Raw genomic sequence first — 19,239 nt, 5'->3', positions numbered from 1 at the left:
GATATCGCTATGCTTGCCTGCTATTTGACGCCGGCTTCGACAGGCGAGGCATCGTCGTCCTCCCCGCTGGATCGGGCGAACGTCACGCCCCGGTGAAGCCGGAACGAGGCGGCCGTGTAGACCGCCGCTTCCCCCAATACGGCTGCATACGGCTCCCAGGGCGAAGCCCAAGCGGGCAGCAGCAGGGCGGCCATTGCCGATATGGCAGGATGCAGCGCCTGGTACGCCAGCACATAGCAGAGCAGCGCGATGGCGAGGAACCGGAGCAGGCTTGCCAGCCATTGCCCGCGATAGCGGAACGTATAGCGGCGGTTCAGAATGTAGCTCACCCCTACGCCGACCGAGTTGCCCGCGAATGTCGCGTGAAGATGGCTCCAGCCGGCGTACAGCAGCACATACGCCGTCCCGAGCCCGACCAGCGTGTTCACGGCTCCGACGGCGGCATAGCGGCCGAACTGGCGGGCGCCGCCCCGAACGGCCAGCTTCGCGCCATTCACTCCGCCCACCCCGTTCCATAGGCCCGAACCGGCTGCTCGATCCCCGGCTTGTCCGCCAGCACCTGCTCAATGATGTAAGGCGGGCGCCGCTTGACCTCGGCATAGATTTTGCCGATATATTCCCCGACCACCCCCAGGCCGAGCAATTGGACGCTTCCGACGAACCAGACGGACAGCATCAAGGAAGTCCAGCCGGATACGGTCTGTCCCAGCAGCTTGGACAAGAGGGCGTAGAGGCCCGCCAGCGCGCTTGCGCCCAGACTGACGAAGCCAAGCGCGGTGACGACCCGCATCGGCTTCATGCTGAATGACGTAATGCCGTCCCAGGCGAACGACAGCATTTTGCGGAGCGGATACTTCGTCTCGCCCGCAGGCCGCTCCTGTCTCCGGTAAGGAACGACGGAAGACGGGAACCCGATGAGCGGCACGATCCCGCGCAGGAACAGATTGGACTCGGGGAACTGGCTCAGGCAGTCGAGGGCACGGCGGCTCATCAGCCGGTAATCGGCATGATTGTAGACAAGCGGAATGCCCATCCGCCGCATCAGCTTATAAAAAAATTGGGCGCTCCACCGCTTGAAATACGTATCGCTATCCCGGTTATCCCTTACGCCGTACACAATATCGCAGCCCCCGCGGAACTGCTCGACGAACTGTCTCACGACGGCGACATCATCCTGCAGATCGGCATCAAGGGAGACGGCGCAGTCGGCAAAATTTTTGGCATACATCAGTCCGGCGAGCAGCGCCTTCTGATGACCGGCGTTGCGGGACAGCTTCAATCCGGCAATCCAGCGGTTCCGTTCCCGCTCCTGAACGATGGTCAGCCAGGTCGCATCCCGGCTGCCGTCATCGACCAGCAATATCCGGCTCTCGGCGGAGACGACGCGGTCCTGAACCAAGCGGGACAGCACGCCCGTCAGCGTCTGCATTGTGAGGGGAAGCACCGCCTCTTCGTTATAGCAAGGAACAACCATATACAAAATCGGTGACATACTCATAACATCTTCCTTCGGAGAAGGAATTCATATCCTCCTTAGTATACAAACATTTTCCATTATATTCTATAACATGGAATCGTTTTTTCAAAATTTAGGGATTTATGTCGCGCTTTAAGATATTTTCGGATCGCATCTTCGGGGAATAGAGAGAATCACTTCAAGGTTGTGTAAGCGCTTTAAGTTTTTCTTTTCTTTTTGGTGAAGTCGTATTATAATGGAAAAAATGACGTTGACTCATACGCGCGTTTTTTTAGATCTAAAAGTTAAAACGCTTATATTCTCATTGGAGATTACCTGCCTTGTTTATTTTCTGATTCCCCGACATCCCGGAATTGCTTGGCTTCCCTTTGGCTTCCCTCTTTCTCTCGCACCCTGATGGCGTTCCTTTTGCGTAACGTTTTCCCATCATGAACTTCTCGCCATCGGCATAGCTTTAAGTGAAACCGATTTAATTTTCATTCATGAAAATTGAGTCGCTTCAACTATAAAATTGAAAGGAGTCGTATTGCATTGCGAAAGTCAGTAAAATGGTTTCTCTGTCTTACCCTGCTTCTCGGCTCAGTTCAGACCCTCTTTGCCATGTCCGAGAAGACGGTGTCCGCCGCCACAGTCAACCGTCCGTTCCCGCAGCACCAAGCGTACGCGTCAGGAGTCATTAAGCCGAATAACGTAAGCCAGAGCCAGATGGATAACGAAGTGAAGCGGCTGTACAACGAATGGAAGGCCCGATACTTAAAGAAAAATCCGTATGTCAGCAATCAATATTTCGTTCACTACAATTTAAACGGCGAATCCGATGAAGACTATCCAAATGCCGTCACGACCAGCGAGGCGAACGGCTACGGCATGCTCATTACCGCCTATATGGCGGGACATGACGCCGATGCCAAAACCTATTTCGATGGATTGTACCGCTTCTACAAGGCGCACCCGAGCGAGATTAACTCGAAGCTGATGGCCTGGCAGCAGATCGATAATGGCTTCGCCATCGTCAATAATACGGAAGCCGGCTCGGATGCCGCGACCGATGGCGACATGGATATGGCCTATGCGCTCCTGCTGGCCGACAAGCAATGGGGCAGCTCTAGCGGCATCAATTACCGCGCGGAAGCGGTCAACCTGATCAATGCCATCATGCAAAGCGAGGTCAACCAGAAGTCTTGGCATTTGAAGCTCGGGGATTGGGCATCCGATACGGACTCGAAATGGGGCAAAGGAACGCGGCCGTCCGACTTTATGCTCAATCATCTGCGCGCCTTCAAAGCAGCGACCGGAGATTCGCGTTGGGACAATGTCCTGAATCAGACCTATACGATCATTGAGCAGCTGTTCTCCGGCTACTCCAGCACGACCGGGCTGATGCCGGATTTCGCCACCAAAGAATCCAGCGGCTATAAACCCGCCTCCGGAACCTACCTGGAAACGCCGAATGACGGCAACTACTATTACAACTCTTGCCGGACACCGTGGAGAATCGCGACGGATTACATCTTGACGGGAGACACCCGCGCGAAGGCGCAGCTCACGAAGCTGAACAGCTGGATCAAGAGCAGCACCGGCAGCAATCCGGGGAACATCCGCGCGGGATATAAGCTGAACGGGAGCCCGCTCGTCTCTTACTACGATCTTCCGTTCTCCACTCCGTTTGCCGTGAGCGCCATGATCGATGCCGGCAATCAGGAATGGCTCAATTCCTTATGGAGCAACACCACCTCGAAGTCAACCAACGCCGACACCTACTTCGGCAACAGCATCCGCCTGCTCAGCCTTATCGTCGTCTCCGGCAACTGGTGGACGCCATAACTTGAACGCATCTTCCAGGGGCTGTCCCATTAAGCCGTTTTGGCTGCAGGGCGACAGCCCCTTTTTCTAACAGCCCGCCAAGTCGAGCTTCTTCCCGCACGCTCGACTTGCCAAGAAAAATGCAAAAACGCAGGATTTCCTTGTGACGTTTACTCCGTGACCGAGGTTCCTGCAAAACTGCAGGAATTTTAGCCGGGACAATGGATTCCCATTGAAAATTAGGAAAATTGATGCGTTTATGCAGGAATTTCACCAAATAACGTCTCAAATCACGAAAAATCCTGCGCTTTTGCAGGATTTCTCTGCCACATCTCTCTTACGCCGCTTGGCCCGTCGCCGTCTTTAACCTCCCAATGTTCCCTGTTGCCCTTCTTGCCCTTCGAGTTGCCCCATCTTACCCTGTAACATGATTAGGGGACCGTCCCTTGTTGTTGCGGGGCGGGGTCAAATATTCGGGTAGAGCCAAGGGCGCAGGTAGTATTTGCTTCAGAAGCGGCGAGCAGACATCCCGATTCTGTTCTTACTATATACATGGGGATCTAGAGCTCGTCGGCCCCCGTGCAGCAACACTGCCATCGTGTAGGCGGGGCAGGCATTCCTTGCTGCCTATACATACTTGCTGCTTATACTTAGAAGTGTAGTCATCCCGCACTTCCCCATCAGTCTGAACCGATGGGATAGTGAAGCTAAGGGCGGGAGAAGGCGCATCCTTTCCAGAATAGAGCGGCCTCAGAGCAGGTAAAAGCAGGCCCAAACTTAAAAACCGCCCGCTGCTTGCATCCGCAAGCAACAGGCGGTTATCATCTGTCAAAATTCCCATCGTTCTAACCTTTACTCGCACAATTCTGTTACCAGCCTGAACAGCAAGCTGCTCGACAGCAGCGCGAAGCATCCGCTCGCTTCTCTGGCGATCTGCTGATGCTCTAACGTGTACCCCATGCAATCGAGCACGATGATTCCGGCGCCGGCAGCTCTCAGTTCCTGTGCGGCGGCCGCAAGCTGCTCCCGCGTCGCCGTGTAGGGAGAAGCGGCTGCCGTCGTAATCGAAGCGCCGAACGCGCCCCATTTCCGGTGCATCTCCTCCGCTTGCTCCGCGAGCGGAATGATTAGTCCTATCTGCGTCCCGCCGGCCAGCTTCGCAATCGCGGGGGTCAGTATCCGCTCCGGTTCAATCAATAAAGCCCGTTCAGCGGCAAGATGCTGGAAAGCCCCGGTGCAGAGCAGAATGATTACTTGGCAGCCCTGCCGTTCGCACTCGTCAATCAAGCGCTGCATTGCCGTTTCCGTTTTGGCCGCGGACAGGACGACGGCTTGACCGTCAGCCAGCCGCGTCGTGAGGACGAATTCGCCCTGCTGCGGGCCAAGCTCGCGCTCTATCTCCGCCACCGCCATACCATCGAGCACGCCAAGCTGGATGATATCCGCACAAGGCGCCAGCCAGCGCTCAATCAATGGCTGCACATCCGTTCGCGGCGCTTGTCCTATCGTAATGAGACCTATTGTGACGCGTTGCCGGCTGTCGCTTCGTTCCATCCCGGCAGCCTCCTTTCTCTCTTGCGGCGGGGCCTTAAGCCACACGGCGAATGACCTCGCAGGGTTAAGCTTGCACCGTTTTTCCCAGCGTCTGCAGCGCATTCATCGGTCCGTACAGGTTAAGCATATGCTCGAACTCCTCCTTATTATAGAAGGCACAGACTTCATTCGTGAATTCCTTGGCGACCTCCACCGCGAAGCGCGCGGCGAGCGCGACGTCGACTTCATGACTTGCCCCTGTCCCGCAGCCGGGCACGGTCGATTGCGCCGTAATCGCGACGCCGACGACCGGCGCAGCAGTCGTGACGCAAGGCTGCAGGATGCTGTTAATGTGATAGAGCCCGTTGCCGTACGGCGTAATGTCCTGCGTGGTCACCGGGAACGTGACCGGAAGCTGCCCGGTCGTCATCTCCATGATGCGAAGCAGATCGTCGCTGACGCGCAGGATATAGCCTTCCTTGACCGTCGGGGAAATCGCGATTCCTTTGTGATTGATGACGCGGTTGCCCTTCGTCGTGTCGATGGACAAGACCGCTTCCATCTCGTCCAGCACCTCATAGTCGTTCATCGTCGCAATATCAACGGGGGAATCCATGAAGTCGACCGGTTCATGCGGCAGCGTAGGCGCGTCCGGGCAGATGTGGGTCGTAATGTATACGTCCCCTCTAAGACGGTCGCCCTTCACGCTCATGTCGGCCAGCTTCAACGCAGCGGACAGCGCCGCAATCGCGCCGTCGCCATCGGAGACGAGCCCGATGCGCTGCGGCCGCGCGCCCAGCCCGCCCAGCCGGCCGACGATGCCGAAGCTCGGCGCTTGTCCGCCCCCGTGCTTGCCCTCCGTTCCCGGGATAAGGATGCGGATGAAATCCGTAAATCCCTTCTCGCCATGAACCCGCTGCACGCTGACGTCGGCCAGCGGATAAGGCTCGAACAGCTCCTTCACCGCCTCGCCGGATGTAAATGCATTGTCCACCGCTTCATAGATTCGCAACGTTTGCAGTAAAGCCATCATTTTCTCTCCCTTTCCGCTCGATGTCATAGAGTCATAGTTGTCGGTATCATCGTTACGTTGCAGCCCAACCTGCCAGCCTCTCTGCCGGGCCGGAACCAGACAGGGAAGCCTTAGACCTTAAATATGATGGCAGGCCACCCAATGCCCTTCATCCGCCTCCCGCCATTCGGGCTGGACGGTGCGGCAGCGCTCCGACGCCATCGGACAGCGAAGATGGAAGGCGCAGCCTTGCGGCGGATTTTTGGCGCTCGGCACTTCGCCGGACAAGACGATTCGCTCCTTCTTCGCCTTCGGGTTCGGCACAGGCACCGCCGACATGAGCGCCTTCGTATAAGGATGGAGCGGATTCGCATACAGCTTCCGCTTCGGCGCCAGCTCGACCATTTTGCCAAGATACATGACCCCGACTCGGGTGCACAGGAACTTGACGACCGATAAATCATGAGAAATGAACATATAGGTCAGCTTCTCTTGCTCCTGCAAATCCTGCATCAGGTTGAGCACCTGCGACTGAATCGACACGTCCAGCGCCGAGACCGGCTCGTCGCAGACGATGAACTTCGGGTTGAGCGCCAGGGCGCGGGCGATGCCGACGCGCTGCCGCTGGCCGCCCGAGAATTCATGCGGAAAACGGTTCGCTTGAAATGACGACAGCCCTACCCGCTCCATCAGTTCCTGCACGCGCTGCTTCCGCTCCGGGGACCGCATCGGCAGATGGGTCTGCAGCGGCTCCTCCAGGATGCGCTGCACGGTCCAGCGCGGATTCAGCGACGCGTACGGATCCTGGAAGATCATGCTCATCTCGGGGCGAAGCTGGCGCAGCTCCTTCGGAGAGAGCGCCATAAGATTGCGGCCTTGGAACCAGACTTCGCCTTCCGTCGGTTCAATGAGGCGCAAGACGGAGCGGCCTGTCGTCGACTTGCCGCAGCCGGATTCGCCGACGATGCCGAAGGTCTCGCCTTCATAGATATCGAAGTTCAAGCCATCCACCGATTTCACGGAGCCGACCTGCTTATTCATGAGCCCTTTGCGAATCGGATAATGCTTTTTCAGATTGCGCACTTGCAGCAATGCCGTCATCGCGCCACCCCCTTCTCGACGAGCAGACAGCGGCAGCGGTGCCCGCCGCCCAGATCCGTCAGCGCGGGCTGCGCCTGATCGCACGCTTCCGTCCGGTATTTGCAGCGCGGGGCGAAGCGGCAGCCCGGCGGCATCTGCAGCGGACTCGGCACCGTGCCGGGAATCGACTCCAGCCGCTCCTGCTCCCCGGCGAGCTGCGGCAGCGAGGCCAGCAGCCCTTGCGTATACGGATGCTGCGGCGATTCGAAGAGCGTCTCCACATCCGCCTCCTCCACGACCTGTCCCGCGTACATGACGACGACGCGGTGGCACATCTCGGCGACGACCCCGAGGTCGTGGGTAATAAGCAGGATAGACGTCTTCTCTTCCTCCTGCAGCTGCCGCATCAAATCCAGGATCTGCGCTTGAATGGTCACGTCAAGCGCCGTCGTCGGCTCGTCCGCGATCAGCACCTCCGGATTGCAGGACATCGCCATCGCGATCATGACCCGCTGGCGCATCCCGCCCGAGAGCTGGTGCGGATATTCCTGCGCCACCGACTCGGGATGCGGAATGCCGACCTTGCGCAGCATGTCGACAGCATGCCGCATCGCTTCCTTGCGCTTCAGCTTCTTATGAAGCTGGATGGACTCGGCCAGTTGATCGCCGATCCGGAACACCGGATTGAGCGAGGTCATCGGCTCCTGGAAGATCATCGCGATCCGGTTGCCGCGAATGGACCTCATTTTCTTTTCCGGGACTTGCAGCAGGTCGTTCCCATGGAACTGAATGCGTCCGCCCTTCACCCGGCCGATTTTCTTCGGGAGAAGCCCCATGATGGACAAGGAAGTGACGCTTTTGCCGCAGCCCGATTCGCCGACAACGCCGAGCGTCTCCCCTTGGTGCACGTGGAAGCTTACGCCGTCCACCGCCTTGAAGACGCCCCCGTTCGTAACAAATTCCGTTTCCAGCTGTTCGACTGCCAGCACCGGTTCCATGTTACTCACCACCCAAGTAGCTGAGCGCCGTCAGCGTGTACACCTTGGCCGCGTCCACCACGTCCTGCACCGGCGCCTTCTCGTTGAAGCCGTGAATGGTGGACAGTTCGGCAGGGCCGTACTGGAGCACCGGAATGCCGGCGCGGCGGAAATGGCGCGCATCGCTGGATGCCCATTGCAGGACGCCGTAGCCTTCTTCCTGCTTCACGTCGCAGATATGCTGCACGAGTTCCTCCACGATCGGATCCGTCGGCGGCGTCCAGTTCGCCAGTCCCTGGAAGCCTTCCGGATGAAGCTCCGTCTCGATGCCGATCTCGGCCAGCAGCCGCTTCGCCTCAGCCAGCACCTGGGCCGGCTCGACGCCGAACGGAAGGCGCGTATCGACGCTGACCGTGCAGCGGTCAGGCACGACGTTCGTCTTCGTTCCGCCTTCGATCAAGCCGACATTGACCGACACGCGATCGATGATGGCGGAGAAATCGGCATTTTCTTTTTCCGCGATATAACGCTTCGTCACTTCGATAATATCCTTCACTTCCTCTGGCAGCTCGACCGGATAATGATGCAGCTGCTGCAGCGCCTGAACGGCTGCGGCCGCCTTCATAATCGCATTGTCGCCGAGGAGGGGAGACAGGCTGCCGTGGCCCGGCGTGCCTGTCACCGTGAAGTTGAACCAGCAGCTTCCCTTCTGCCCGATCGTCGGATGCAGCGGATGCGACGGCTCGGCGATAACCGCCGCCGTGCCGTGGATCAGCTTCCGCTCGAACACCCACGGCACGCCGAGATGCCCGCCCGTCTCCTCATCCGGCACGATGAGCAGCGACACTCTGCCTTTGAGCGGAACCTGCAGCTCCTTCAGCAGCTTCACGCTGAAGATAAGCCCGGCCAAGCCGCATTTCATGTCGCTGGCCCCGCGTCCGAGCACATAGCCGTCCCGCACTTCGCCGGAGAACGGATCGAAGTCCCAGCGGGAGCGGTCGCCTGCCGGCACGACATCGGTATGGCCGCAATAGATCAAATGGCGTTCCGATGCCGATTCATCGCCAATCGTAGCAATGAGATTGAGCATGTTGTCTCCAGCGTCATACACCTTGGTCTCGATGCCAACCCCGGCCAAGTAGTCGATAATGAACTGGCTGATGTCACGCGAGTCCCCAGGCGGATTTTCCGTCGGGAATTGAATCAGCTTCGAGCACAAGCCCAGCAATTCGTCCTGGCGCCGTTCCACTTCGTCTATCCAGCGTTGCTTCCATTCATTCACCGTAATCCCCTCCTGTATCCATATCCATTGCGATCGTTATCTCTTGTCTTATTTGGAAAGCGGGTAAAAACGCAAGCATTCATCCGGGAAGAAAATATACCCCTTCACATCGTTGTTGAACGCCACGAGGCGGTTGTACTCGTACATGTACACATATGGCATGTCCGCATTGATCAAGCCCTGGATTTCTTCATACATGGCATTGCGCTTCGTCATGTCCGTCTCGACCGCCGCCAGATCCAACAGCTCATTGACCTTCGCGTTATCGTAATGAACGTAGTTGGAAGAGCTCTCGCTATCGACCAGGAATCCGAGATGGTATTCCGGATCGTTGACGAAAGAAGTCCATTTCGACATGAAGGACTGCACGTTGCCGGTGCGAAGCTGTTCCAGGAACTGCGCGCGCGCCAACTTGTTGATGTTCATTGTGACGCCGATCTTTTTCAGTTCAGCCTGGATGACCGTGGCGGCGTCTTCCCAGTCTTTGAAGCCGGAGCCGAGCGTGAAGTCGAACGAGAAGCCATTCTCGTAGCCCGCTTCCTTCAGCAGCTCCTTCGCTTTGTCCAGGTTGTATTCATACTCGTAGCCCTTATCGGAAAAGCCCGGCGTATTGCTTGCCACGATGCTCTTCATTTGCTTGGCTTGTCCGTACATGACATCCTTCAGAAGCGCATCATGCGGAATCGCGCAGGCGATCGCCTGGCGCACCTTCGGATTGTCGAACGGCTTCACGTTATTGTTCAGACCCATGTACAAAATGCGGTTGCTCGCGTCAGAGCGCACGGTCAGCCCGGTGTTCTGCTTCAGCGTATCGACATCCTTCGGCGGAATCTCCATGGCCAGGTCGATATCGCCCTTGTTCAGCATCATCGTGCGGGACGAAGCTTCCTTCATGAACTTCATGACCACTTTGTCCAGCTTGGCGCGCTCCTGCCAGTAATCGTCGTTCGCCACGAATACCGCCTCGGAGGAAGGATCCCATTTCTCCAGCTTGAATGGCCCGGAACCTGCCGTCTTCGTCTTCAAAAATTCACTTGGCTCCCCTTCGATCGCTTTCGGATCGATGACGGAGAAGGAGTACATCGCTAAAATTTGCAAGAACATATGGTTCGGGCGCTCCAGCTTTACCTCCACCGTATGGTCGTCCACCTTGCGGTACGACTCGATCGAGGCTTGCTGATACAAGAAACCGCCCGAGTTCGAGTTTTTGATATGATCGAGCGAGAAGACGACTGCATCCGCGTCGAGCGGATTGCCGCTATGGAACTTCACGTCCTGGCGCAGCTTGAACGTATACGTCTGCTGGTCATCGGACACGTCCCACGACTCGGCCAGCATCGGCTTGATTTCTTCGGTGGCAGCGATATCCGCGCCATCTACGTTTTTGACGCCGTATGTGACGAGCTGATCATACGTGGACAGCACCAGCGTATCCGACGTCAGATCGTTCGCTTCCGCCGGATCGAGCGTCTGCCCGCCTTCGGAATAGGCGACGGTCAGCGTTTTGCCGCCGGAGCCGCTGCCGGATGCGTTCGTTTGTTCGCCCGGGCCGGCGGCACTGTCTCCCCCCGACTGGTTCGCCTTCGGCGCGCAGCCCGCAACCAGAGCCAAGATGAGTGTCAATACAAGGGCCATCGTCAAGTTGCTTCGTTTCATCATTGTTTCCTCCCCCTGAAGATTCGACTGAAAAATATCGCTTATTTCCGGCTTGTGCGCAGCCGCGGATCAAGGACGTCGCGCAGTCCGTCGCCAAGCAGATTGAAGCCAAGAATCGTTGTTGCGATGGCAAGCCCCGGGAAGGTGACCAGCCACCATTCGCCGGTAATAATGTACTCGCGGCCTTCGGATATCATCGCCCCCCATTCCGCCAGCGGCGGGCGCACGCCGAGACCGAGAAAGCTCAAGCTCGCCGCCGTCAAGATGGCGAACCCCATCCCGAGCGTGATGCGGACGAGCAGCGGCGCGAGCGCATTCGGGAAAATATGCCGGACAAGAATGGTGCCGTCCTTGACCCCGATGGAACGGCTCGCCTCCACGAATTCGCGTTCCTTCAAATAGATAGTCTGGCTGTACATCAGACGGGCGAACTCCGGAATGCCGACGACGCCAACGGCCATCATCGCGCTGACGAGGCCGGGGCCCATGGCGGCCGCGATCGCCATCGCCAGAATGAGCGAAGGGAACGCCAGAAAAATATCCATGACGCGCATAATCACATTCCCGATCCAGCCGCCGTAATAGGCAGCGATGCCGCCGAGCGGAACGCCGATGAAGAAAGAGATTCCGACGGCGATAAGCCCGGTCCAGATCGAGATGCGCGCCGCATAGACGACACGGCTGAAAATATCCCGGCCGAACTGGTCCGTCCCGAACCAATGCTCCCCGCTCGGACCTTGCAGCTTCGCAGCCAGCTGCGTGGCATCCGGCGCATAGGGCGCGACCAGCGGCGCGGCGATGGCCAGGAGCGTCCACACCACGATCAGGATGAGGCCGAGCGCGGCAAGCTTGTTGCGAAGGAACAGCTTGCTCCACTGCCGCAGCCCATGCCATAGCTCCTGCAGCCTGGATGTGTCGCTCGCCGCCGCGATGGCAGCGGTCGATGAGGTTGATCCTTTCATCACGGTTGCACCTCCTAAGATGTCATGACATGAGAGATGGATTATTCATAGCGGATGCGCGGATCGATTAAGCCATAGATGACATCGACCAGCAAATTGATGCCGCTGTATACGACGGCGCTTAGCAGCGTGAACGCCTGAATCGGGGCGTAATCCGTCGCGAGAATCGACTCCGTCACATAGCTTCCGACGCCCGGCCAGGCGAAAATCGTTTCCGTGATGACCGCCCCCCCGAGCAGGTAGCCGATCTGGAGACCGACCATCGTAATCGTCGGGATCGAGGCATTGGCCAGAGCATGCTTGTACACGACGGAACGTTCATTGAGCCCTTTGGCGCGGGCCGTCCGGATATAATCCTGGCCGATGACCTCCAGCATGCTGGAACGCATCATGCGGGCGATGATAGCCATCGTGCCGGCGCTAAGGCAAATGGCCGGAAGAATGAGATGGGACAAGGATTGCTTGAAGGCGACCCAATCCGCCGTAAGCAAGCTGTCCACCAGATACAATCCGGTAATCGAAGTGGGCGGAAGGATATCTCCGCCGATTCGGCCCATGGGAGCGGGCGCAATGCCGAGCTTGGAATAGAAAAACAGGATGAGCAGCAGTCCCAGCCAGAAGACCGGCATGCAGGCGCCGATTAGTGAAAAAACGCGGGAGATGTGGTCCACAATCGATTCTTTTTTCGTAGCGGCCACTATGCCTACCGGAATAGCGACCAGCAACGCAATCAACAGACTGGCGAAGCCAAGCTCTATCGTGGCCGGGAGACGGACGGCGAAATCCTCCAGCACCGTGTGTCCCGTGTGCCAGGCGATTCCCAGATCCCCTTGGGCCAACTGCTTGATATAAGTGCCGAACTGGACGTACAGCGGCTCGTTCAGCCCGAGCTGGGCGCGAATGTTCTCCACCACATGCTGCGGCGCTTGTTCTCCGGCAATCATCAGAGCAGGGTCGCCCGGCAGGACTCGGGACAGAATGAACGTGATGAGAACGATGCCGAGCAAGCTTGGAATGAGGTACAACAGACGTCGAGTAATGAATTGTAGCAAGAGCAACCCCTCCCCCTTTAAAGCGGTATCTCATTATCTAGATAAAGTACGGCTGTGTAAAAATGTAACCTGGTTACCACATATGCGATATAATATTGCAGCTTTGACGTATTAAAGGGACTTGGTCAATCAAAATACGCAAGTACGACTCGCATTTCTCATCGTCGATCCGGTACCTTGGCCCGGCTATCGTAATGGAGCCAAGAATGCGGCGATGACTGTCCAGCATCGGCACGGAAATGCCGACGACATCTTCCGTATACTCCCCGACGGACATGCACCAGCCCTCCTCCTTGATTTGCGCCAACTGCGCCCGCAAGCGGAGCGGATCCGTTATCGTTCGGGAAGTGACGGCCCTCAGGCCTTCCTGGATGATTTCCTCCTGAAGCTCCTCCGATAGGTAGGCCATCATCACCTTCTGCGAAGCTCCGGCATACAGCGGCGAACGGTCGCCGACCGGAATCAGATATTGAATATCCTTCGAGCTGAGGACGATGGATACGCAGACGCCCTCTTTCCCTTCAAGCATATTCAGGTACACCGATTCCCCGGTCGAATTCGCAATCTCCTTCAATATCGGCTGAAAATATTGCTGGATGTTCAACTGCTCGGTCACCACCTTGCCATACTCCAGCAGCTTCAAGCCGAGATGGTATTTCTGCGTGTCTCTGTTCTGAATGAGAAAGCCATGCTGTTCATACGTACTAACGATGCGATGCACAACCGAGTGGTGCATTCCCAGCTTCTTCGCTAAATCACGTACCCCCCATATCGGATGATCCGATGTAAAGCAATCGAGCAATTCAAGCGATTTGGCCAGCGTCTTGAGCGACACTTCCTCACCTCTTCCCCTTTTTCAGTCAACAAGGCCTCTGTACCGATAATCGGTACACTGTTTCTATAAATAATTTTTCATCATTATAAACGATGCGAACGAAAGATCAACAACTATTTTTCCTTGTTTTTACCATGCGGACATTACGGTTTTTATGTCCTTTTGCAGTAGACATATGTATATTATGGAAGTACATACCTTACATTTGATGTAATGCCTGTGAGGAGGCACAGGCCCCTGGCTCAGGAACGCGCCGAGGGGATGTTGCGTCTTCTTCCTCAGGGTGATGCGTGTTGTTCTATTTCTTTGCGTCACTATCCCATCGAGTCAGAAGCCGGCACGGGCTTGCCCACTCCCGATGCCTTATAGCCAGTCTCCCACTGGCTCAGGGGCGGGCTGAAGGTGCGTTGGTTGGCATCCCTTTATTTGCTATTCCGTCTTCTAAATTCAACCACTTGGTCCATCTGCTTGATGTGTTTCCTGGCTCTACAACTTGCTCGCCTGATGGTAGTGGCTCGCCCCGACTTATTCCACGCTAACCGGGCCTTACTTGCTTTCTCTCTGAGCCGAAGGGAGAGTGGATCAAAGACCTCGCAGATACACTGCTGCCTGGATTCAACTGCCTTCGATCTGGCACGTTGCCGTCTATCACGGCATGCGCCAATCCAACTGCTCGGCAGAGCCTAGCCTGTTTGCCAGCAAAAAAATCCCTGGCCGGCATCCCGCCGGATGCGCTTGCCAAGGATTTGATACACTCAACTGGTTCTGGATGCACTCTCCAGATTTTGGATTTAATCTATAGATTCTGGATTTGATTCGCAAGGTTAGGATCTACTTCCCAAGGTTTTGATATAGGAATTAGTTCTGTATAGCCGCGGACGCAGCCTCGTGGAACTGACGGCGCAGCGCCGCGATCGAGTTGCCCCGGCCGAAATGGACGCGGTTCGTCAGCAGAATTAAAATGAGATCCTGCGCCGGATCGATCCAAAGGCTCGTTCCGGTGAAGCCCGTATGGCCAAAGCTGTAGGGAGACAGACCCTTTCCGCCAACATCGGCCGGGTCTCCGTGCAGCACCCATCCCAGCCCCCGGTTTGCTCCCGGGATGTCATTGGTATGGCTTCGCAGCGCTTCCTTCACGGCCTCGCGCGACAATAAGAAGGCGGCCGGACCCTCCTCTGTCCGGGGGCGGCTTAAGGAGGCGTTCGTCGCGCCATCGGCGGAACTGGCGCTGCCAGCCAAGGCCAGCCACATGCGGGCATACCGAAGCAGATCCGACGCGGTCGAGAACAGCCCCGCATTGCCCGCCGCCCCGCCAAGCGCAAAGGCGTTCTCATCGTGCACGAAGCCCCAGCGGTATTCGCCCAGCGCCGCATCGTATTCCGTCGCCGCGATGCGCGGCTTCCATTCCGGCGGCGGATTATACCGGCTCGCCGTCATTCCGAGCGGCTGAAGCACCTCGCTCCCGGCGGCTTCCTCTAACGGACGGCCGAACTGCTGCCGGATAATTTCGCCGAGGATTATATAACCCAGGCAGCTATAGACGCAGCGCGTCCCTGGCGGATAGTCCGGTTCCATCGCGCAGATCGCCTCCTGGATCTGCTGCGGTGTCCAGCCGTGCGAATACAGATGGCGAAGCGCGGGCAGGCCCGAGGTATGGGCCAGCAATTGCCCGATCGTAACCTCTGCCTTCCCCGCGGCCCCAAATGCGGGGATATGCTGTGCCACCGGATCGGCAAGCCGAACTTGGCCCCGATCCATCAAGAGGAGCATGAGCGCCAGCGTAACAACGACCTTCGTCAATGACGCGCAGTCATAGATCGTGTCCACGCTGGCCGGAAGGGAACGCTCCTCGCTGAGGAACGCATGCCCGGCGGCATAAGCCGCCGCATGGCCGCGGCGCCCAATAAGAGCCACGCCCCCGGGGATAAGTCCCTGCTCGATCGCGTTATCGAGCGGCGACCAAGCGGCCTGCAGTCCTTCCTCGCTCAAGCCAGGCTGCCCGGCTGCAGACAGATCCCATTTTTTCATGGAAAAAACCGCCTTATTGTCGTATTGGATGCCAATCTCTCGGTTAATAACATTCATGCTCCGCGTCAGAATTCACGGAAGGGCAAGCTTGCCCATGACGGTTGGGCGCGACGCTCCGGTTACGGAAGGAAGCTGATTGGCAATCCCGTGCACAAATTCATTCGCCAGCACGGCGAAGGCAATCGCCTCCTTCGCATCGCCAGGCAAGCCAATCTCATCGGAGCGCTGGACGCGCTGTCGGGGCAGTTCTGCCGCGAGCCATCGCATCATCGTCTCGTTGCGGGCCCCGCCTCCGCTGACGATCACGTCATGGATGTCATGCTCAGGAAATATAAAATCGCGGTATGCGCCGGCGATGGTCCGCACCGTCAGCATCGTGAAGGTCGCCACGATATCGGCAGCCGGCAAGCCCCGCTCCAGACCGTCCTGAATCAAATCCGTGGCATACGCCTCGCCGAACATTTCTCTGCCCGTCGTCTTCCGCGGCTTCTGGGCATAGTAAGGATGCTCCAGCAGCTCGGCCAGCCATGCTTCGCTCACCTGGCCTTGGGCGGCCCAGCCGCCATTGCGGTCATAGGACAGCGCCCCTTCCGTCAGCCGATGGACGGCCTGATCAATCAGCATATTGCCCGGCCCGGTGTCGAAGGCCACCACTTGATCCGCGTCGGCCCCGGCCGGAACGACCGTGCAGTTCCCGATACCGCCGATATTCTGGGCTATGCGGCCTAGGCGCTCATGGCGGTGAAAGAGATAATCCGCATAGGGGGTAAGCGGTGCCCCCTGGCCCCCGACGGCCATGTCGGCGGGGCGGTAATCCCCCACCACGGGCCGCCCTGTCAGCTTCGCGATGACGGATAAATCTCCGATTTGAAGCGTGGAGGGAACGCAATATGGCTCTTCGCCGTCCGCCACTGGCTGGTGCCAGACGGTCTGCCCGTGGGAGCTGACGAGATCGATGTCTTCCATCCGAATCCCGGCCGCTGCTGCCGCTTCCCGGGCGGCCGCCGCGAACCGCTGGCCAAGATAAGCATTCATCATGCAGAGGTCGGCGGCATGGGAATGCTCTTTTCCGCATAATCGCTTAATTCTGCCTCGCAGCCCGTCATCATATTCGATGCAATGAAACGCCAGCAGCTCGGCTTCCGTTCCGATCCCGCTTCCGTGCACCCGGACAACGGCGGCATCGATTCCGTCCAGCGATGTGCCTGACATCAGGCCAATGATGGTACGATAAGGGCGGTTCGGCATGACAATCCGCATCGCAGTCTCCCCCTCCTCTTCGATAAGCGCAATAGCACGATGCAATCGACACTTTATAGTACCCATATAAAATAAAAGTGGATTTTAGCACATTCGTTGTACAGGGGCGTTTGCCAAGTTAGCTTTATTATACGCGATTGAAATATTATTTTAAATATGTTTTCTTCAATATAATATTTTGTTTCAGATACTCGCCGCCCGGCCGCAAGCAGATCAAAAGCCCTCTGCAGCGGTTCTGCAAAGGGCTTCCTGTCTGTCGGGTTCAAGGAACCTCGCGATCAACATCATGAACGGCCGTTACGCGCCGCGGCAGATGGGGCAGGCATGCTTGTAACGCTTGGAGAGCTGATCGTCTTGAAGCTCGTGAACAAGTCCTTGTTTGACGAAATACTTCAAGCTGCAGTAGACGGTAGAGAGGGAAATCCGATGCCCGCCCGACTTCAAAGCCAGAAAAACATCCATTGCGGTCAATGGGGTTGCCGCTTGACGAATGCAAGCATAGACGGCCTCTCTTTGCTGCGTCATATGCATTTTTTTGTCCTTGCCCTGCCGAACAACCGAAGCTTCCAGATTGTTATGATTCACGTGCCCCATTCCTTTCCTCACAGAATTTTCAAAGAAACGCTGAACTTCTCTATCTTCGCGCTAGGAACGCGGTGCATGCTGCAAATATTCGCTCATATCCACGCCAAGCCCGGCCGCAAGCTTCATTCCATACTCCGCATCGGCCCGAAAGAAATTGCACAGCGCCCGCATTTGAACTTCGGGGCGTACCTGCTTCAGATCGTTCACCAGGTTCTGCACGAGCCGATCCTGTTCCTCCGGGGACATTTCACGATATTTCTCTCCGGCCTGGCCGAAATTATTCGTCTTGTCTATCGAGCGGCGCATCGTCGTTCCTTCCACCGCCGTTTCGCTCTCGGCATAAGCCTCGCCCGCTTCCGGATATGCCCCGGCATGACTATTCGGCTCGTAGTTGACCGGGGACGTATCCTGCTTCATGGTCATCAACCCGTCCCGTTGATGATTCCTTACCCGGGCGAACGGGCAGTTCACCGGGATTTGCAGGTAGTTCGGACCGAGCCGGTGCCGCTGCGTATCCGGATAGGAAAAGAGACGGCCCTGAAGCAATTTGTCCTCGGACGGTTCAATGCCGGGCACAAGCGCGCTAGGGGAGAACGCCGCCTGCTCGACCTGGGCGAAATAATTGTCCGGGTTCTGATTCAGCGTCATCCTGCCTACCTTCATCATCGGTATACTCGCTTCGGGCCATACCTTCGTCGGATCAAGCGGATCGAAGTCGAAATCGTCCAGACGCGAAGGCTCCAGCATTTGAACGCAGAGCTCCCATTCCGGGTAACGGCCTTCTTCAATCGCCTGATGCAGATCGCGCGTCGCATGGCTGAAATCTTTGGCTTGAATCCGCTCCGCTTCCTCAACGCTCAAGCCGCGAACGCCCTGCAGCGATTTCCATGTATATTTGACGTACACGACGCCGCCTTTCTCATTGACCCATTTGAACGCGTGGACGCTGAAGCCGTCCATCTCGCGATAGTTGGCCGGAATGCCGAGGTCCGAGAAGAGCCAAGTCATCATATTCGTCGATTCCGGAGACAGTGACATGAAGTCCCAATAATGATCCGGCGTCTGTACATTCGTATGCGGGGCCGGCTTCAGCGAGTGGACCATGTCCGGGAATTTGATGGCGTCGCGGATGAAAAAAATCGGAAGATGATTGCCAACCAGATCGTAGTTGCCTTCCGTCGTATAAAATTTGACGGCAAATCCGCGCGGATCCCGCACGGTCTCCGGGGAGGTCCCGCCATGAATCACGGTCGAGAACCGGACAAAGACGGGTGTCTCTGCATCGGGATCCTGGAGAAACGCCGCCCGCGTGTACTTCGCCATGCTGCGGTAAGGCTTGAACACGCCGAACGCGCCCGCTCCGCGCGCATGCACGACCCGCTCCGGAATGCGTTCCCGATCGAAGTGAGCCAGCTTCTCGATAAGATGATAGTCTTCGAGCAGAACGGGGCCGCGCGCCCCGGCGGTTTTCGACTGCTGATTATTGGCAACGGGCGCACCCTGATTGGTCGTCATGAAATTGGATTCCTTCATCAAATCCCCTCCGTTAGTCGAGTGAAATCAAATCACTATCAAGTGATAATAATTATCATTTTCATCAACTAATGTATCACATCCAATACAGCTAATCAATAATAATTCTAAATTAATATCTATTATATTCTGGAAATGAATAAAAGAACACCCTTTTGACGATG

16 protein-coding genes are annotated in these 19,239 nt (G+C 57.1%); 1 reads left to right on the top strand and 15 read right to left on the bottom strand.

Annotation, left to right across the window (positions count from 1 at the left end):
- Positions 1 to 20: 20 nt before the first annotated feature.
- Both L6439_RS04885 and L6439_RS04880 read right to left on the bottom strand, forming a co-directional pair.
- The gene (locus tag L6439_RS04885; protein WP_168181636.1) at positions 21 to 497 is read right to left on the bottom strand and encodes a GtrA family protein; all 477 of its coding nucleotides are present in this window, start codon (positions 495 to 497) and stop codon (positions 21 to 23) included.
- Entirely contained in the window at positions 494 to 1,498 is a 1,005-nt protein-coding gene (locus L6439_RS04880) for a glycosyltransferase family 2 protein (protein WP_213471462.1), read from the bottom strand. Before L6439_RS04880 ends, L6439_RS04885 begins: the two co-directional genes overlap by 4 nt.
- Positions 1,499 to 2,008: 510 nt before the next feature.
- Here L6439_RS04880 and L6439_RS04875 point away from each other — a divergent pair.
- Entirely contained in the window at positions 2,009 to 3,301 is a 1,293-nt protein-coding gene (locus L6439_RS04875) for a family 8 glycosyl hydrolase (protein WP_213471461.1), read from the top strand.
- A gap of 831 nt (positions 3,302 to 4,132) precedes the next feature.
- On the opposite strand, the gene L6439_RS04870 is transcribed toward L6439_RS04875, so the two are convergent.
- The 13 genes from L6439_RS04870 to L6439_RS04810 form a co-directional block, all read right to left on the bottom strand.
- Positions 4,133 to 4,834, bottom strand: coding sequence for an AroM family protein (locus L6439_RS04870; protein WP_213471460.1), 702 nt, complete (start codon positions 4,832 to 4,834; stop codon positions 4,133 to 4,135).
- 64 nt (positions 4,835 to 4,898) lie between these two features.
- Entirely contained in the window at positions 4,899 to 5,843 is a 945-nt protein-coding gene (locus L6439_RS04865; protein WP_213471459.1) for a DUF1177 domain-containing protein, read from the bottom strand.
- Positions 5,844 to 5,963: 120 nt separating this feature from the next.
- Complete coding sequence (locus L6439_RS04860) at positions 5,964 to 6,926, bottom strand: ABC transporter ATP-binding protein (RefSeq protein WP_213471458.1); 963 nt, start codon at positions 6,924 to 6,926, stop codon at positions 5,964 to 5,966.
- A complete protein-coding gene (locus L6439_RS04855) occupies positions 6,923 to 7,903 on the bottom strand; it encodes an ABC transporter ATP-binding protein (RefSeq protein WP_213471457.1) in 981 nt (326 codons plus the stop codon). The genes L6439_RS04860 and L6439_RS04855 overlap by 4 nt, the downstream gene beginning before the upstream one ends.
- 1 nt (position 7,904) lies before the next feature.
- Positions 7,905 to 9,164: a M20 family metallopeptidase gene (locus L6439_RS04850; protein ID WP_213471456.1), complete on the bottom strand. Its 1,260-nt coding sequence runs from the start codon at positions 9,162 to 9,164 to the stop codon at positions 7,905 to 7,907.
- 48 nt (positions 9,165 to 9,212) lie between these two features.
- Positions 9,213 to 10,820 (bottom strand): ABC transporter substrate-binding protein, encoded by a 1,608-nt coding sequence (locus L6439_RS04845; RefSeq protein WP_168180147.1) that lies wholly within the window; start codon positions 10,818 to 10,820, stop codon positions 9,213 to 9,215.
- A 41-nt stretch (positions 10,821 to 10,861) separates the two neighbouring features.
- The gene (locus tag L6439_RS04840; RefSeq protein WP_168180148.1) at positions 10,862 to 11,782 is read right to left on the bottom strand and encodes an ABC transporter permease; all 921 of its coding nucleotides are present in this window, start codon (positions 11,780 to 11,782) and stop codon (positions 10,862 to 10,864) included.
- A gap of 41 nt (positions 11,783 to 11,823) precedes the next feature.
- Positions 11,824 to 12,834 carry an ABC transporter permease gene (locus L6439_RS04835; protein WP_213471455.1) on the bottom strand — a complete coding sequence of 337 codons (1,011 nt, stop codon included), beginning with the start codon at positions 12,832 to 12,834 and terminating at the stop codon, positions 11,824 to 11,826.
- 73 nt (positions 12,835 to 12,907) lie between these two features.
- Positions 12,908 to 13,669: an IclR family transcriptional regulator gene (locus L6439_RS04830; protein WP_213471454.1), complete on the bottom strand. Its 762-nt coding sequence runs from the start codon at positions 13,667 to 13,669 to the stop codon at positions 12,908 to 12,910.
- 858 nt (positions 13,670 to 14,527) lie between these two features.
- Positions 14,528 to 15,697: a serine hydrolase domain-containing protein gene (locus L6439_RS04825; RefSeq protein ID WP_213471453.1), complete on the bottom strand. Its 1,170-nt coding sequence runs from the start codon at positions 15,695 to 15,697 to the stop codon at positions 14,528 to 14,530.
- 72 nt (positions 15,698 to 15,769) lie between these two features.
- Positions 15,770 to 16,957 carry an anhydro-N-acetylmuramic acid kinase gene (locus L6439_RS04820; protein WP_168180142.1) on the bottom strand — a complete coding sequence of 396 codons (1,188 nt, stop codon included), beginning with the start codon at positions 16,955 to 16,957 and terminating at the stop codon, positions 15,770 to 15,772.
- A gap of 297 nt (positions 16,958 to 17,254) precedes the next feature.
- Positions 17,255 to 17,551, bottom strand: a complete 297-nt coding sequence (locus L6439_RS04815; RefSeq protein ID WP_168180143.1) for a Fur family transcriptional regulator — start codon at positions 17,549 to 17,551, stop codon at positions 17,255 to 17,257.
- A gap of 51 nt (positions 17,552 to 17,602) precedes the next feature.
- Complete coding sequence (locus L6439_RS04810; protein ID WP_213471452.1) at positions 17,603 to 19,075, bottom strand: catalase; 1,473 nt, start codon at positions 19,073 to 19,075, stop codon at positions 17,603 to 17,605.
- Positions 19,076 to 19,239 lie beyond the last annotated feature (164 nt).

Origin of the sequence: Paenibacillus dendritiformis (assembly GCF_021654795.1) — a bacterium.
GTDB lineage: Bacteria > Bacillota > Bacilli > Paenibacillales > Paenibacillaceae > Paenibacillus_B.
This window is presented reverse-complemented; position numbering and strand designations above follow the sequence as displayed.